13 protein-coding genes are annotated in these 16,726 nt (G+C 68.3%); 5 read left to right on the plus strand and 8 right to left on the minus strand.

The genetic code is table 11. From position 1 onward, the window contains the following. Genes EJO71_RS05320 through EJO71_RS05330 form a run of 3 tightly spaced genes read right to left on the minus strand, consistent with a single transcriptional unit; the run spans position 1 to position 2,147 of the window. Positions 1-375, minus strand: coding sequence for a Rieske 2Fe-2S domain-containing protein (locus EJO71_RS05320; RefSeq protein WP_125947802.1), 375 nt, complete (start codon positions 373-375; stop codon positions 1-3). Between the two features lie 10 nt (positions 376-385). Continuing rightward, on the minus strand, positions 386-1,057 hold the full coding sequence (locus tag EJO71_RS05325; RefSeq protein ID WP_125947801.1) for an HAD-IIIA family hydrolase: 672 nt from the start codon (positions 1,055-1,057) through the stop codon (positions 386-388). Further along, positions 1,050-2,147 carry an RluA family pseudouridine synthase gene (locus EJO71_RS05330; protein ID WP_125947800.1) on the minus strand — a complete coding sequence of 366 codons (1,098 nt, stop codon included), beginning with the start codon at positions 2,145-2,147 and terminating at the stop codon, positions 1,050-1,052. The genes EJO71_RS05325 and EJO71_RS05330 overlap by 8 nt, the downstream gene beginning before the upstream one ends. 553 nt (positions 2,148-2,700) lie before the next feature. Here EJO71_RS05330 and EJO71_RS05335 point away from each other — a divergent pair. Continuing rightward, positions 2,701-5,877, plus strand: coding sequence for an Rne/Rng family ribonuclease (locus EJO71_RS05335; protein WP_125947799.1), 3,177 nt, complete (start codon positions 2,701-2,703; stop codon positions 5,875-5,877). A 51-nt stretch (positions 5,878-5,928) separates the two neighbouring features. Here the strand turns inward: EJO71_RS05335 and EJO71_RS05340 are convergent, their stop codons facing one another. After that, positions 5,929-6,795: a LysR family transcriptional regulator gene (locus EJO71_RS05340; protein WP_125947798.1), complete on the minus strand. Its 867-nt coding sequence runs from the start codon at positions 6,793-6,795 to the stop codon at positions 5,929-5,931. A 118-nt stretch (positions 6,796-6,913) separates the two neighbouring features. On the opposite strand from EJO71_RS05340, the gene EJO71_RS05345 reads away from it, so the two are divergent. Continuing rightward, positions 6,914-8,476: an MFS transporter gene (locus EJO71_RS05345; protein ID WP_125947797.1), complete on the plus strand. Its 1,563-nt coding sequence runs from the start codon at positions 6,914-6,916 to the stop codon at positions 8,474-8,476. A 13-nt stretch (positions 8,477-8,489) separates the two neighbouring features. Here EJO71_RS05345 and EJO71_RS05350 read toward each other — a convergent pair whose 3' ends face one another. The 4 genes from EJO71_RS05350 to hemC are packed head-to-tail and all read right to left on the minus strand — an operon-like array spanning position 8,490 to position 12,573. Then, positions 8,490-9,773 (minus strand): heme biosynthesis HemY N-terminal domain-containing protein, encoded by a 1,284-nt coding sequence (locus EJO71_RS05350; RefSeq protein ID WP_125947796.1) that lies wholly within the window; start codon positions 9,771-9,773, stop codon positions 8,490-8,492. Between the two features lie 10 nt (positions 9,774-9,783). Then, positions 9,784-10,881, minus strand: a complete 1,098-nt coding sequence (locus EJO71_RS05355) for a uroporphyrinogen-III C-methyltransferase (protein ID WP_125947795.1) — start codon at positions 10,879-10,881, stop codon at positions 9,784-9,786. Further along, positions 10,878-11,651: a uroporphyrinogen-III synthase gene (locus EJO71_RS05360; protein WP_125947794.1), complete on the minus strand. Its 774-nt coding sequence runs from the start codon at positions 11,649-11,651 to the stop codon at positions 10,878-10,880. Before EJO71_RS05360 ends, EJO71_RS05355 begins: the two co-directional genes overlap by 4 nt. Before the next feature lie 16 nt (positions 11,652-11,667). Further along, positions 11,668-12,573, minus strand: a complete 906-nt coding sequence (gene hemC, locus EJO71_RS05365; RefSeq protein WP_240651293.1) for a hydroxymethylbilane synthase — start codon at positions 12,571-12,573, stop codon at positions 11,668-11,670. A 111-nt stretch (positions 12,574-12,684) separates the two neighbouring features. Between hemC and ppc the strand changes: the two genes are divergently transcribed. From ppc to EJO71_RS05380, 3 genes are all read left to right on the plus strand, one after another. Further along, complete coding sequence (ppc, locus tag EJO71_RS05370) at positions 12,685-15,528, plus strand: phosphoenolpyruvate carboxylase (RefSeq protein WP_125947792.1); 2,844 nt, start codon at positions 12,685-12,687, stop codon at positions 15,526-15,528. 112 nt (positions 15,529-15,640) lie between these two features. Then, on the plus strand, positions 15,641-16,042 hold the full coding sequence (locus EJO71_RS05375; RefSeq protein WP_125947791.1) for a GFA family protein: 402 nt from the start codon (positions 15,641-15,643) through the stop codon (positions 16,040-16,042). Further along, positions 16,039-16,584 (plus strand): hypothetical protein, encoded by a 546-nt coding sequence (locus EJO71_RS05380; protein ID WP_125947790.1) that lies wholly within the window; start codon positions 16,039-16,041, stop codon positions 16,582-16,584. The genes EJO71_RS05375 and EJO71_RS05380 overlap by 4 nt, the downstream gene beginning before the upstream one ends. Positions 16,585-16,726: the final 142 nt, after the last annotated feature.

A 16,726-nucleotide genomic window follows, 5' to 3' on the forward strand; every position in this document is an offset into this window, starting at 1 on the left:
TCAGAAAGTCAGGGGGTGAAGGTTCCAGCCAGTATGCCAGTGCACCACGCCGTCATGCTCGCTCAGCGCGATCTTCACGAGGCCGCCGCGGCATGGGCCGCCCGCGCATTCGCCGGTATCGGGCCTGTAGACCGCGCCATGCGTCGCGCACAGCAGCCACTGGCCTGTGTCGTCGAAGAAACGGTCGGGCTGAAAGTCGAGTTCCATCGCGACGTGGCTGCACCTGTTGAGGAACGCATGCGGCTGGCCTTCGAAACGTATCGCGAAGGCGCGACAGGTTTCTCCGCCATAGACCACATCGAAAGGCACGGCCAGGCCGCCTTCGGCCAGGTCGGAGGCATTGCACAGGGGAATGCGTTCTTCCTGATCGCTCATGGCGAAGTCCTCAGGCGTTGTCGAGGAGCCAGGCTTCGAGGTCAGCCACCGAGTGCGCGACGTGCAGCGGCTTGAACTCGTCGAAGCTGGCGGGTTCGTGCGCGCCGTAGCTCACCCCCACGCTGGCACAGCCGGCGTTCTGCGCGAGCTGCAGGTCGTGCGTGGTGTCGCCGATCATCAGGGTGCGCTCCGGCGGCACGTCGAGTTCTTCCATCAGCTCCAGCAGCATGCGCGGGTGCGGCTTGCCGAAGGTCTCGTCGGCGGTGCGCGAGGCGTCGAAACGGTCGCGCAACGCGACCGACTTCAGCGCCTCGTTGAGGCCTCGGCGCGACTTGCCCGTGGCCACGGCCAGCTTGTGGCCGCGCGCGCGCAGCGCGTCGAGCATCTGCAGCACGCCTTCGAACAGCACGAGGTCGTCCTGGTGCTGCAGGTAGTGATAGCGGTAGCGCGCGCCGAGTTCGGGGTACTTTTCCTTCGGCACGTCGGGCGCCGCTCGGGCGAGCGCTTCGGCCAGGCCGAGGCCGATCACCCAGGCGGCGTCGTTCTCGCTCGGCTTGGCACCGCCGACGTCGATCACCGCAGCCTGGATGCAGCGCACGATCAGCCGGGTGGAGTCATAGAGCGTGCCGTCCCAGTCGAAGGCGATCAGGTCGAAGCGAAGGGGTCTCGTGGATTCAGTCATGGGCCGGGGGTGTGGGGTGTTGGGCCATCGCCTCGAGGGCGGCGGGTGGCATCAGCGCGTTCAACTCGGGCGGCAGGTCGGCCTGCAGCGCCACACGGTCGCCGCTGGCCGGGTGATTGAACTGCAGTCGCCAGGCGTGCAGGAACATGCGTTTGAGGCCCAGTTTCTGCAGCGCGCGCTGGCGTTCGGATTCGCCGTACTTGTCGTCGCCCGCGATCGGATGGCCGGCCGAGGCGAGGTGAACACGGATCTGGTGCGTGCGGCCGGTCTTGATGGTCACTGCGAGCAGCGACATCGGCTTCGCTTCGCCCGGCAGCGAGAGCTGCGCCAGCACCCGCACCAGCGTGACGGCGCGCATGGCGTCCGGATGGTCCTTGGCGACCACGCGCACACGGCGCTCGCCCGCGCCTGCGGAGCCGTCGGGCAGGAGGTATCTCGCCAAGGGCGCATCCAGCACCTTCTTGTTGGCGGGCCAGTCGCCTTCGACCAGCGCCAGATAGGTCTTGCCGGTCTCGCGTTCGCGGAACTGATCCTGCAGCGCGACCAGCGCGCTGCGCTTCTTGGCCACCAGCAGGATGCCGGAGGTTTCGCGGTCGAGCCGGTGCACCAGCTCCAGGAATTTCGCAGCAGGCCGCGCCGTGCGAAGCTGTTCGATCACGCCGAAGCTCACGCCGCTGCCGCCATGGACGGCCACACCGGCCGGCTTGTCGACAGCCAGCACGGCCTCGTCTTCGAGCAACACGGGAAATTCACGCGCCGGCGCGGGCGGAGCCGCCCCCTCCTCCGCACGCGCCGAAATCCGGATCGGCGGCAACCGCAGCACGTCGCCGGCTTCGATCCGGGTCTCGGCCTGCACGCGCCCCTTGTTGATGCGCACCTCGCCCGACCGGATGATCCGGTAGACGTGCGTCTTCGGAACGCCTTTCAGATGGCGAAAAAGGAAGTTGTCGAGCCGCTGCCCGGCCGATTCGGCGTCGACCGTGAGGAATCTGATGGCTGAAGGCGGCGCCCCGGCTTCGCCTGGAGCTTCGCGGCCTGCGGGATTTCGAGCAGCCGCGGGGCCTTGCTTCGCACCTATAATGTTTTTCACCAGCGCGGTCATGTAAGTGCTTGATTAGACAGAAGTTTAGTCCACTGCCATCAAATACCCAGGGCGGCGCTGGGAGGTCGATGCCGCTTTGGCGCCGAGCTGCAAACCCCGCGCAATCGCGCAAAGTGGCAGACCAGGCGTCCAAGTCAAGCCGACACCCACGAAACACCGATACGGAATACCCCAGCCTGCAGCTTCCAAGCTGCCGGCGGATCGAAGCGAGTCCCTTGTTGTGTTGATGCTGCTGATTCGAATGTGCCTGCACTGGCTTCTGCCAGTGGCCTCGGGCATTGAATCGTCCGCAGCGCGAGTCATCCTTGCGCAACCTGCTATCGAAAAGATAGCCGCCCAACACCGAATCTGGCTCGCGCCCATCCACGCGCCCCCACCCCGGCTGTCTTCTTGAGCTAACGCTCGAGAAGCCTGCCCGCGCCTTGCGCGGCAGCGACAGCATCCGGGGCCCAAGCGGCAATTCCCTGGTTTCGCGGGCGTCGTCCGTGCATCGTTGGCTCGTCATGGGCCGGTAGAACGATACATATAAGGACAACGCATCATGAAGCGGATGCTGATCAATGCCACGCAGGCCGAAGAACGCCGCCTGGCAATCGTCGACGGGCAGAAACTGCTCGACTACGAAATCGAAATCGAAGGGCGCGAGCAGCGCAAGGGCAACATCTACAAGGCGGTCGTGACGCGCGTCGAGCCCTCGCTCGAAGCCTGTTTCGTCGACTACGGCGAAGACCGCCACGGCTTCCTGCCGTTCAAGGAAATCTCCAAGCAGTATTTCGCCGAAGGCGTGTCGGCCAGCCAGGCCCGCATCCAGGACGCGATCCGCGAAGGCCAGGAACTTACCGTCCAGGTCGAAAAGGAAGAACGCGGCAACAAGGGCGCGGCCCTCACCACCTTCATCTCGCTGGCCGGCCGCTATGTCGTGCTGATGCCGAACAACCCCCGTGGCGGTGGCGTCTCGCGCCGCATCGAGGGCGACGACCGCGCCGAACTCAAGGAGGCGATGGACCAGCTCGAGTACCCGAAGGGCATGAGCATCATCGCGCGCACCGCCGGCATCGGTCGCATCGCGTCCGAACTCCAGTGGGACCTGAACTACCTGCTCAAGCTCTGGAGCGCCATCGACGGCGCGGCCAAGGGCGGCAAGGGCGCCTTCCTGATCTACCAGGAATCGTCGCTGGTCATCCGCGCCATCCGTGACTACTTCAATCACGACATCGGCGACATCCTGATCGATACCGACGACATCTACGACCAGGCGCAGCAATTCATGGCGCACGTCATGCCCGAGCATGCCGCCCGCGTGAAGCGCTACCGCGACGACGCGGCGCTGTTCAGCCGCTTCCAGATCGAGCACCAGATCGAATCGGCCTACGCCCGCACCGTGCAATTGCCCTCGGGCGGCGCCATCGTGATCGACCACACCGAGGCGCTGGTCTCGGTCGACGTGAACTCGGCCCGCGCCATCAAGGGCGGCGACATCGAAGAGACCGCCACCCGCACCAACCTCGAAGCCGCCGACGAAGTGGCCCGCCAGATGCGCCTGCGCGACCTGGGCGGCCTGATCGTCATCGACTTCATCGACATGGACGAGTCGAAGAACCGCCGCGAAGTCGAAAGCCGCCTGCGCGACGCGCTGCGGCAAGACCGTGCCCGCGTGCAGTTCGGCTCGATCAGCAAGTTCGGCCTGATGGAAATGAGCCGCCAGCGCCTGAAGCCGGCGCTCTCCGAAGGCTCGTCGATCCCCTGCCCCCGCTGCGGCGGCTCGGGCCACATCCGCGACACCGAATCGAGCGCGCTGCAGATCCTGCGCATCATTCAGGAAGAGTCGATGAAGGACAACACCGCCGCCGTGCACGTGCAGGTGCCGGTGGAAGTGGCTTCGTTCCTGCTGAACGAGAAGCGCACCGAGATCGCCAAGATCGAGCTCAAGCAACGCGTGAGCGTGCTGATGGTGCCCAACAAGACGCTCGAGACGCCAAACTACAAGCTCGAGCGCCTGAAGCACGACGACCCGCGCCTGGACCACATCGAGGCCAGCTACAAGATGGCCGACGAAATCGAGGACCCGACCTCGGTCACGCGCCGTTCGCAGGAGCCCACCAACAAGCAGACGCCGGTCATCAAGGGCGTGCTGCCCGATGCACCCGCGCCCGTGGTGCAGCCCAAGCCCGAAGCGGTGCGCGCTCCTGCCGCACCGGCACCGGTCGCTCCGCCCGTGGTGAGCGCGCCGGTTCCGGCACAGAAGGGCTTCTTCGCCTGGATCAAGAACCTGTTCGGCGGCACGCCGGCTCCCGCTGCGGCGCCCGCACCTGCAGCGATCCCGGTCGAGGCACCGAAGCCCCGCCGCGACGGCCGCCCTGGCCGCGACGGTGAAGCCCGCGGCGGCGCGCGCGACGGCGAACAGCGCCGTGGCGGCCGCGGTGGCGAAGGCCGCGGCGAGGGCCGTGGCGAGAACGGCGGACGCCCGAACGGTCGCGACGGCGAGCAACGCCGCGGCGGCCGCGGCGGCGAGCGCCGTGAAGGACGCGGCGAGGGCCGTGGCAATGAACAGCGCAACGAGCAACGCAACGAAGGCGCCAACCAGCCGCGCGAACAACGCGAGCCGCGTGAAGCGCGCGCACCGCGCGACGGCGAACAGCGCCGCAACGGACGCGGCGAGCGCCGCGAAGGTGAAGGCCGCGAAGGTCGCAACAGCGTGCTGCCGGCCGAGGCGCTCGACGGCGTCAACCTCGAAGCCCAGCAACTGGCTGGCGCTGCCGCAGGCGACGAAGGCAATGCAGCGGAGCGCGCGCCGCGCGCCCGTGGCGAACGTCGTGAACGCGGCGAGCGCAACGAGCGTGGCGAACGTGGTGACCGCAATGGCGACAACGGCGCCCGCGAACGCAATGCCGAAGCCGGCGAAGGCGCCGCGCAAGGCGAGCAACGCCAGCCACGCAACGGCCGCGACGAGCAGCGCGCACCGCGTGGCGAACGCAATGACCGCAACGACGGTCGCCGCGAACGTCGCAACGATGCGCCGCAGGCCGAGGCAGACGCACGCGGCGCCGAAGCCGCGGCAGCCGATGCCGACCAAGGCAACGAGGCCGCCATCAACGGCAGCAACGAGCAGGCACCGCGCCGCGACGGCGAAGAGCGCCGCGGCCGTTCGCGTGACCGTTATGGCCGCGACCGCCGCGAACGTGGTCCGCGCGACGAAGCCGAAGCCGGCGCAGCAGTGGCTGCCGAAGGCCTCTCGTCGCAAGAGCCCCAGCAGCAACTGCCGCTGGTGTCCGAGCGCGCCGAAGCTGTGGAAGCCGTTGCTGTCGCAACGGAAGTCCGCGAGGCACCGCAGCAGCAGGTTCGCGCCGAGCGCCCCGCGCCGGTCGTCGCCGCCGCGGTTGCCGAGCAGATCGTGATCGCCGAAAGCGTCGCCGCCAAGGCACCCGCGGCGGCCAACGGTCGCGCACTGCCCAAGGTCCAGCCCTTCGAGCTGCCGCTGGCCGAGCTCGCGCAGATCGCCGAGAGCTCGGGCCTGCAGTGGGTCAACTCGGACGCCGAGCGCATCGCGCAAGCCCGCGCCGCCATCGAAGCCGAGCCGAAGCCAGTGCATGTGCCGCGCGAGCGCCCGCCGGTGGTCGTGCTCGACGAAGGCCCGCTGGTGCTGGTCGAAACCCGCCGCGACCTCGGCTCGATGTCGCTGCCGTTCGAGCAGGAACAGCAGCAGCAACGCTCCATCTGAGCGACGCAAGCTCGCAAGTAGAAAACGGCGCCTCTGGCGCCGTTTTTTTATTCATGCCCTGTCGTGCGCCGGCAGTTCCGGCATCTCCAGGATCAGTTGGCCGAACCGGCAGGCACATTCCGTCCTGCCGCCCTCGCTCCAGATCAGCGAGAAATCCACGCTCGGCAATGGCGGCAAGCCGTAGCGGCCATCGACGATCTTCATGCCCGGCTCAACGTCCTCGCGCGTGAGCACTGTCACGGCCAGCCCCGCCAGCACCGCCGCGCGAATGCCGTGCTGGCTCGCCGAAGTGAAGACCACGTGCCAGTCGCGCGAAGTGGCATCCAGGGCTCCGGCCGCCACCTCGCGGTTGACGCAAGGCTTCGGGAAGAAAGCCAGCGGCAGCGATGCGCCCGGCGACGCCTCGAAGGTTTCCGCCGCCGCCCAGACCAGTTGCGTGCGGCGCAGGCGCGTGCCCTCCTCGCAGCCGGGCGGCGACATCACCACCGCAAGATCGAGTTCGCCCGCGCGGATCATGGCGCGGAAGTCGAGATGCATGCTCACGCTGACCTCCATGCGCGTGGCGGGAAAGGAGCGCGCGAACTGCGACAGCAAGGGCGGCAGTCGCTCGCCCATGAAGGTGTCCGGCGCGCCGAAGCGCACCACGCCCGCGATCGGCGACGGCTGGAAGCGCCGCGTCATCGCGTCGAGCGTTTCGAGGATCTGCTGGGCGTAGCGGAGAAAGTCCTCGCCGTCCTCCGTCACCGTGAGGCGGCGCGTCGTGCGATGCAGCAGCGGCCGGCCCACCTGCTCCTCCAGCCGCCGGATCTGGTGGCTGATGGCCGACTGCGTCAGGTGCAGCCGCTGGGCAGCACGCGTGAAGCCGCCGGTTTCCTTGACGGCCACGAAGGCTCGCAACAGCGCTGGGTCGAAATCCATGGCAGCAGATCAATGATGATTGATCATGGATTCTAGGAAATTAAATCATTTCCATCATGAAGAGGCTTTCCCCAGAATCGCCCGGACCTCTTTGCCAAAGCTCCCAGAAAGATCCCCGATGCCTCTCTCCCACACCGGCAGGAACCGTGTCGCGCTGGCCGCCATCTGCCTCATCGCGCTGATGTTCGGCCTGGAAATCTCCAGCGTGCCGGTCATTCTTCCCACGCTCGAAAAAGCACTGCATGGCGACTTCAGCGACATGCAGTGGATCATGAACGCCTACACCATCGCCTGCACCACGGTACTGATGGCCGCCGGCACGCTGGCCGACCGCTACGGCCGCAAGCGCATCCTCGTCGTCAGCGTCGTGTTGTTCGGCCTGACCTCGCTGGCCTGCGGGCTCGCGCAGAACGCGCCGGTGCTGATCGCCGCGCGCCTCCTCCAGGGCCTGAGCGGCGGCGCGATGCTGATCTGCCAGCTCGCGGTGCTCTCGCACCAGTTCCAGCAGGGCAAGGAGCGCAGCCGGGCCTTCGCCACCTGGGGCGTGGTCTTCGGCATGGGCCTGGGCTTCGGGCCGATCATCGGCGGCGCGATTGTGGCGCTGTCGAGCTGGCAGTGGGTGTTCCTGGTCCATGCGCCGCTGGCCGTGGTGGCGGTCGTGCTCGTGCTGGGCAGCGTGCAGGAGTCGAGCGACCCCGATGCGCAGCGGCTCGACCTGCCCGGCATCGTCACGCTGTCGCTCGCAGTGCTGGGCCTGACCAGCTTCATCACGCAGGGGCCCAGCCTTGGTTTCTCGAGCCCGCTGTCCATCGGCATCGCGGTTGCGTCGGCCGCGAGCTTCGTGCTCTTCCTGTGGGTGGAGAAGATCAACCCGCACCCGATGTTCGACTTCTCGGTCTTCAAAATCCGCAACTTCTCGGGTTCGATCATCGGCTCCATCGGCATGAACTTCAGCTTCTGGCCGTTCATGATCTACCTGCCGATCTACTTCCAGGGCGCGCTGGGCTACGACGCAGTCGTGGCCGGCTCGGCGCTGCTGGCCTACACGCTGCCCACGCTGGTGCTGCCGCCGCTGGCCGAGCGGCTGTCACTGCGCTACCGGCCGGGCGTGGTCATTCCGGCGGGCCTGTTCGTTATCGGGCTCGGCTTCATCGCGATGCGCTACGGCAGCGGCATGACCCACGCGAGCTGGATGACGATGCTGCCCGGCTGCCTGCTGGCCGGCATCGGGCTGGGCCTGACCAACACGCCCGTGACCAACACCACCACCGGCTCGGTGCCGAGCACGCGCGCGGGCATGGCGTCGGGCATGGACATGAGCGCGCGGCTCATCACGCTGGCCATCAACATCGCGCTGATGGGTTTCGTGTTGCTCGAAGGCATCCATTCGCATCTGCGTGGCGCGCTCTCGGCGTCGCTCGACGCACTTCAGCTGCGCACGCTGGCGGAGAAGATCGCGGCCGGCAGCTTCGCATCGATTGCCGACAGCTTCCCGGCGCTGTCGCAGGCCGATCCATCCGGCGCGGTGGTGCACGCGGCGCTGGTACAGGGCTTCGGGCTGGTGATGCTCTACGGCGGCGTCGGCGTGTGGGTGCTGGCCGGCATCAGCTGGCTCGTCTTCGGTGGCGGAAAGCAGTCGGCACAACCGGCGCCGGGCCTGAAGAAGCCCGCGTGCCCCTGACAAAACCCCCGGTTCAGCTGTTCTCGACCTGCGCCGCGCGTTTCCAGGCTTCGGCGGCCTGCTCGGCGTCGTCGCGATCTTCGGCCAGCTGGGCCAGTGCAAGCCAGGCGCGACGATACAGCTCGGTGTCCTGCAGGCCGAGGCCGGCCTGCATCAGGAGCTGCTGCGCCTTGCCCCAGAGCTGGCGCTTCATGCAGGCCATGCCCGCGAGGTACTGCAGATTCGGGTCTCGCGGGTTGTTGCGCTGTGCGCTTTCGATGCGCGCCAGCCACTCGGCATCCACCGAATCGAGCCCCGCTTCGAGCGCGCGCGCCAGCTTGACGCGCAATGCGTCACCCAGCCCGCGCGGATTGGCCACCATGCGCTCCCAGGCCGGCAGCAGCCAGCCGCGCGCGAGGGCGAGATCGCCGCGCAGCGCGACCATGCGCTGCGCCGCGTGGATCGCCACCTCGGGCATCTCGCGTTCGTTGGCATCGAGCTCGGTCCATGCACGAAGCAGCTGCGCAGGGTCATGTGCGCCCGACAGCAGTTCGGTCGCGAGGCCGCGCACGATGCTCTGCGCCGCCGCCTCCGAGAAGGCGCGGTGCTTGGCCAGCAGGCGCGCGGTTTCGAGCGCTTCGAGCGTCCGGCGATCCTGGCGTGCCGCCTTGAGCCGCAGGCGCAATGCGAGCGTGCGACGCTGCGCGCCCTGCGGCAGCTCTTCGAGCCGTGCGAGCGCGGCGGCCGCGTCGCGGTCTTCGAGCGCCCAGCGCGCCGCGCGCAACTGGACGCCTTCGCGCGTCTCGGGGCTGGCGAGCACGGTGCGGTCCGCACTTTCGTTGAGGGCCTGCTGCAGATGCGCATCGCGCGCAGCCTTGTCCTGCAGCGCCTGCGCACTCTCGGCCGCGAGCAGATGCGAAAGCACGCGAACCTGCTGCGCCTGTGGCAGGCTGGCGCCGAGCGCGGCCAGCGTCTTTTCTTGCGTGAGCGCGGCCTGCGCGGCCTTGCGCGCGCGCGAGAAGCGGCCGGAGATCAGCTGCACCATCGCGTCGAGCAAGGCGGAGTGAAGCGTGCGCTCCTTCTGCTGCAGTCGCCACTGGCGCGCCTGCGTGGGCAACGAGAACAGCGCCGCCAGTGCCCGCAGCGCCGCATGCAGCAGCACGAAGGCCACCAGCAGGATCACGAGCACGAGATTCAGCGAGAGATCGACGCGCCATGGCGGCCAGAACACGGTGATCGTGCCCTGGTTGTTGCCAGCGAAGAGAGCGACTGCCGCTGCAACGGCGAAAAGGGCGAGGAGCCAGATTGCTGCGCGCATGGATGTCCGATCAGCGGCCTGCCGCTGCGGTGGCAAGTGCCGACAGCGTGTCGTCGATACGGACCGGCTCGGTCGTCTTCACCAGGGCCTGCAGTTGCTGCAGCAGCGTGGCCGCAGCCTGGGTGCGGCGCGACGCAGGGTCGAAGTAGCGATTGAGCGAAGCCGTTACCTGCGACAGCTCGCTGCGCGTGGCTTCCATCTGCCGCGACAGCAGCGACAGGCGCGCATTGAGCAGCTTGAGCTTCAGGTTCTCGCGCAGGAAATACGACTGCTCGGGCGCCAGCAGGATCGCTTCCGGGCTCTGGATGCGGCCGACGCGCACCAGCGAGCGGGCCTCGCCGCGCACCGTGAGCAGCGCGCGGCGCCACCACGGCGCGTCAGCGGGAATGGGTTCGGGCTGCCATGCATTGGTGCCGGTGCCGCGCACCGCGACCGCGTTGAGCGTCGGCAGGTCGTCCACGTTGCGCATCAGCTCGTCGAGCTTCTGCAACGCCTCGCCGCCATCGTTGCTGGCGCTGCTGCGCAGGCGGTCGGCGTCGCGCTGCATGGCGCGCTGCAGGGGCGTCAGCCGAGGCTGCGCGGCGCGCGCGATGCGGGTGTCGCCGGCCTTCAGGGCGGCCAGCAGCGGCTCTACGCTGCCGGTGACCTGCGCCTGCTGCAGGGCAAGGCGCACGGCGGACTCGATGTCGACCACGAGGTTCTCGTCGCGCGAACGCGAGAGGCTCTGGATGAGTTCCTCGAGCTGCGAGCGCTGCAGCGCGATTTCGGTCACGCGGGTTTCGACCAGCGCCACGCGGGCAGATGCATCGCGCACCGTGTCGCTGGCCTGGCGGGCCAGCGTGCGCGCTTCCATCGATTGCGCGATGGCGTCGGCGCTCTGGCGGGCGAGCTGCTCCTTCATGCCGCCGACCTTCTGCCACAGCGCGATGGACATCAGCAGCGCGGCCAGTGCCACGAGGGCCACGAGGGCGAATCCGATACGGGAGAGAAGCAGCGCTCCGGCGGCCTGCGCGGCAGGTGTCTGATGCGGTGCCAGCGTGGCGGGCACCGGCGCCGTGGCAGCGGATGGGGAAGAAGAAAAATCGTCTGTGGGGGACGCGGCGCTCATGCCAAGGATTCTATAGACGCGACCAGCGCCTCCAGCAGCGGTGTGCATACACGCAACGTCCCGAAACCCGCGCCCCGCGCGGCTTCGCCGATGCGCGCATGCGTGGCGACAGCGCTCGCGGCATGCCATTGCACGCCGGGCATCGCGCGCTGGAGATTGCCGATGGCCTCGGAGCTGCTGAAGAGCCAGATCGCGCGGCCCTCGGCGCCGTCCATGGCCAGCTTGCGTTGTACGACATCCAGCGATGGCGGCAAGCGGCGATAGGCCACCACGGTGTCGCGATGACCGCGCGCGGCATCGATCTCGTTGGCGAGCCAGTCGCGTCCCGCGGGTCGTCCGGCTTCGTCGCCGCCGCGCACGATCAGCACGCGCACGTCCGGCGACACCTGCGCGTGGACGCGCTCCCACAGCGCCTCGGAGTCGAAGCGCGTGGCTTCCGGAGGAGGTGCGTCGATGGATTCCCGCGGCACGCCCGCGCGCAGCAAGGCGCGCGTGGTGCCGGGGCCCGTGGCCCAGAAGCGGTGACCTGCCAGCGAATTTGCGGCGCCCCTGTGCTGGAAGAAATGCTCGACGGCCGTGGCGCTCACGAACATCAGCGCAGCGTAGTCCCCGATTCGCTGCCATGCCGCACGCAATGGCTCGACGTCGGCCGCAGGCTCGATCACGATGAGCGGCAGCGCCACCGCATCGAGCCCCGCGTCGCGCAGGTCGCTCACCCATTGCGCCGCCTCGCGCGCCGGCCGCGTGACGATGACGGAGCGGCCGGTCATACGACGACCACCGGTATCAGTGGGCCCCGGCGGCACGCAACAGCGCCGCGGCATGCTCGCCGAGCGCATCCGCCTGGGCGAAGTCGCCGGCCGATGCCAGCGCATGCACCTTCACCAGCGCCGCATTGCCTTCCGGATCGCCCCATGCGGCGTCGATGCGCAATGCGCCGTCGGCCTGCCAGCGTGCGTGGGCCGCCAGCGGCATCGAGCAGCTGCCGCCCATCGCACGGCTCACGGCGCGCTCGGCAGCGGTGGAGAGCCAGTCGCCCCTGTGGGCCAGCGAGCCCAGCAGTTCGATGAGGTCCTTGCGGTCGGCGCGCACCTCGATGCCGAGCGCGCCCTGCCCCGCGGCGGGCAGCATGGTGTCGGGATCGAATGCCACGCGGATGCGGCTTTCCAGCCCCAGCCGCTTGAGCCCGGCCGCGGCCAGCACGATGGCGTCGTACTGGCCTTCGTCGAGCTTGCGCAGGCGGGTGTCGAGGTTGCCGCGCAGCGGTTCGATGCGCAGGTCGGGTCGCAGCGCGCGCAGCAGCACCACGCGGCGCAGGCTCGAAGTGCCGACCACCGCGCCCTGCGGCAGGGCGTCTATCGATTCATAGCGGGGAGAGACGAGCGCGTCGCGCGGGTCTTCGCGCTCCAGCACGCAGGCCAGCGCGAAGCCTTCGGGCAGGTCCATTGGCACGTCTTTCAGCGAATGGACCGCGATGTCGGCGCGTCCTTCTTCGAGCGCGAGTTCGAGTTCCTTCACGAAGAGCCCCTTGCCGCCCACCTTGCTGAGCGTGCGGTCGAGGATCTGGTCGCCGGTGGTCGTCATGCCCAGCAGGCTGACCGTGTGGCCTCTTTCTTGCAAAAGGGCCTGCACGTGTTCGGCTTGCCACAGTGCCAGGCGGCTTTCGCGCGTGGCGATGACGATATTGCTCAAGACCGGTCCCAAAAGTACGTGTTTCAAACCTTTGGAATGCTAGCATGTTGCGCCGCAACAACGCAGGCGGCGCATCCATTCAAGAAGTCATAAGTCCAGGACAAACATCGAATGAAAGCCAGCAAGACCCCTGCTCCCCCGAAGCGCCGCCAGGCGGAAGACCAGCCACTGATCGAAGACATCCGGCTGCTGGGCCGGATCCTCGGCGACGTGATCCGGGAGCAGGAAGGAGACGAGACTTACGCACTGGTCGAGAAGATCCGCACCCTGTCCGTGGCTTTCCGCCGCGATGCCGACCACGCGGCCGACCGGGCGCTGAAGAACCTGCTCAAGGGCCTGAGCGCGATAGAGACAGTGCGCGTCATTCGCGCCTTCACCTACTTCAGCCACCTGGCCAATCTTGCCGAAGACCGCCACCAGATCCGCCGCCGCACCGAAACCGAACGCGCGGGCGAAAGCGTCGAGGGCGATCTGCAAACGGCGCTCGCGCGCATCCGCAAGGCCGGCGTGAAGACCGACGACATCGTCGCCTCGCTGGCCCACAGCTATGTCTCGCCGGTGCTCACCGCGCACCCGACCGAAGTGCAGCGCAAGAGCATCCTCGATGCCGAGCGCGCCATCGCGCAGCTGCTCACCGTGCGCGACGAGATCCGGCTGCGCCAGAGCGCCTACGCGGGCGGCAAGGACACGCTCACGCCGCTCGAATTCGCCGAGAACGAAACGCAGATGCGCATCCGTGTCACGCAGATCTGGCAGACGCGCATCCTGCGCTTCTCCAAGCTCACCGTGGCCGACGAGATCGAGAACGCGCTGAGCTACTACGAGGCCACCTTCCTGCGCGAGATCCCGCGCGTGTACGCCGACCTCGAGAAGGCCCTGGCGCAAGGCGGCCAGGCACCGTCGGTCGCGCCCTTCCTGCGCATGGGCCAGTGGATCGGCGGCGACCGCGACGGCAACCCCAACGTCACGGCCGAGACGCTCGAATACGCGCTGAGCCGCCAGTGCGAACTGGCGCTGCGCCACTACCTCACCGAAGTGCACTATCTTGGCGGCGAGTTGTCGCTGTCGGCCACGCTGGTCGATGTGTCGGTCGAGATGCAGGCGCTGGCCGAGCGCTCGCCCGACACCAACGAGCACCGCAAGGACGAGCCCTATCGCCGCGCCCTCACCGGCGTGTACGCGCGCCTCGCCGCGACGCTGCGCGAACTCACCGGCGGCGAGGCCGCACGCCACGCCGTCGCGCCGCAGAACCCGTACGCCAACGCGGAAGAATTCCTGGCCGACCTGCGCACCATCGCGGAGTCGCTGGAGGAAAAGCACGGCAGCGTGCTGGCCGCGCCGCGCCTGCTGCCGCTGATCCGCGCGGTGGAGGTGTTCGGCTTCCACCTGGCCACGGTCGACCTGCGCCAGAGTTCCGACAAGCACGAGGCGGTGATCGCCGAGCTGCTGGCCACCGCGCGCATCGAGCCCTCGTATGCGTCGCTGGCCGAAGAGGCCAAGCAGACCCTGCTGCTGAGGCTGCTCGACGACGCCCGCCCGCTGCGCGTGCCCGACGCCGACTATTCGCCACTTGCGAAGAGCGAGCTGGCCATCTTCGCCGCCGCCCGCACGGCGCGTGCGCGCTACGGCGCGGCGGCCATCCGCCACTACATCATCAGCCACACCGAGACGGTGAGCGACCTGCTCGAAGCCCTGCTGCTGCAGAAGGAAGTGGGCCTGCTGCGCGGCGCGATGGACGGCAACGCGACCTGCGACCTGATCGTGGTGCCGTTGTTCGAGACTATCGAAGACTTGCGCAACGCCGCGCCCATCGTGCGCGCCTTCTACGCGCTGCCGAACATCCAGGCGCTCATCGAGCGCTCGGGCGCCGAGCAGGACGTGATGCTGGGCTACTCCGACAGCAACAAGGACGGCGGCATCTTCACCAGCAACTGGGAGCTGTACCGCGCGGGCATCGCGCTGGTGTCGCTCTTCGACGAGTTGAACAAGAAGAAGGCCAAGCCGATCCGCCTGCGCATGTTCCACGGCCGTGGCGGCACGGTGGGACGCGGCGGCGGCCCGAGCTACCAGGCGATCCTGGCCCAGCCGCCGGGCACGGTGCGCGGGCAGATCCGTCTGACCGAGCAGGGCGAAGTGATCGGCTCGAAGTACGCCAACCGCGAGATCGGCCGGCGCAACCTCGAGACGCTGGTGGCCGCCACGCTCGAGGCCACGCTGCTGCCGCAGGGCAAGTCGGCGCCCGCCAATTTCCTCTCGGCCGCGAGCGAACTGTCGGCCGCGAGCATGGCCGCGTACCGCAAGCTGGTCTACGAGACACCGGGCTTCGGCGACTACTTCTTCGGCTCCACGCCGATCCGCGAGATCGCCGAACTCAACATCGGCTCGCGCCCCGCCTCGCGCAACCCCAGCCACAAGATCGACGACCTGCGCGCGGTGCCGTGGAGCTTCAGCTGGGGCCAGTGCCGCCTCACCATTCCGGGCTGGTTCGGCTTCGGCTCGGGCGTGGAGCAGTTCCTGGCCGCCGCCGGCAATGCCGCGGGCAAGAAGGAACGGCAGGCGCTGCTGCAGCGCATGTACGTGCAGTGGCCCTTCTTCCGCACGCTGCTGTCGAACATGGACATGGTGCTCGCCAAGAGCGACCTCGCGCTGGCCTCGCGCTACGCCGAGCTGGTCACCGACCGCAAGCTGCGCCAGAAGGTGTTCTCGATGATCGACGCCGAATGGCACCGCACCTCGGACGCGCTCTCGCTCATCACCGGCGCGAAGCAGCGGCTCGAGGGCAATGCCGAGATGCAGCGCTCGGTGCGCCACCGCTTCCCGTACATCGATCCGCTGCACCACCTGCAGGTCGAGCTGATGCGGCGCTACCGCGCGGGCGACGGCGGCGAGCGGCTGCAGCGCGGCATCCACATCTCGATCAACGGGGTCGCGGCGGGGCTGCGCAACACCGGCTGACGACGCACCACGCGGCGAAGTGAAGACGGGCCCTGAACGGGCCCGTCTTTTCTTGCGGCAGGCATAGACTCGCAGCCCCACTCACCCATCGCGACCGAAAGAAGGAAAAGCCATGAAAGGCTCCTGCCTGTGCGGCACCGTCCGATACGAGGCCACGCGCCTCGCCGGCCCCGTCATCCACTGCCATTGCAAGACCTGCCGCAAGGCGCACAGCGCGGCTTTCACGACGACCGGGCGCGCCGACAGGGCCGACTTCCGCTGGACCGCGGGCGAGGACGCCATCGGCTCCTTCGAATCGACGCCCGGCAAGCTGCGCCACTTCTGCACCCGCTGCGGCACGCATCTCGTCGCCGAGTGGGTGGCGCAGCCGCAGGTGATCCTGCGCCTGGGCTCGCTCGACGACGATCCGGGCCAGCGCCCCACGGCACATATCTGGACCTCGCACGAAGTGCCGTGGCTGGACCACGCCACCGCGATTCCTTCGTTCCCCGAAGCACCGCCGGCCAAGGCATGAGCACTACCAGGATCCGGTTCAGGCGCAAGGTCATCGTCGCCGTGCTGCTGTGCGTGGCAGTGGGCGGCGCGATCGTGCGGCACTACGCGGCGCCCGGCACCACCACGCGCGACATCGCCACGCTGCTGATGGTGCTGTGGGTGCCGATCATCGGCAATGTCATCGCGTGGCTCATCAGCAAGCGGCCGCGCCGTGCGCCACCTCCCGCGCCGCCCGGCTTCGACGACCTGGGCGCCTTCACGCCCAACGTGCTCGCCGAGATCACCTTCCGCAAGCCGGCCCTGCCCTCGCAGGACATTCCCGTCGCCCCGGGCGAATACCGCTGCGCGCTGGTGCTCGACAAGGAAGGCTTCTCGGCGCGCTGGGTCGTGCCGCCGGGCGATGCGCTGGAGCGCGGCAAGCCCGCCGCGCTCGAAGTCGAATTCCTCTCGCCGGCCATCGCGATGCCGCGCTTTCCGGTCGGTGAATCCTTTCGTGTGCTGATCGGCGACTCTTTCATCGCCGACGGGCGGATATTGCAGCTGCGGCCAGCACTGGCGTAGCGGGCATCAGGGGCGCATTGATGGCGATGGCCATCAAAAGAGCCGATTGTTCGCCCCAGGGAAACTGACTACTGCTCCCCGGTCTCTTTGTCGCGGAGGCGACGGCTCGCACACTTCGATGCCTCTTCAACGGCATCGGTGC

The sequence above is a fragment of the Variovorax sp. 679 genome, from assembly GCF_003952185.1.
GTDB lineage: Bacteria > Pseudomonadota > Gammaproteobacteria > Burkholderiales > Burkholderiaceae_C > Variovorax.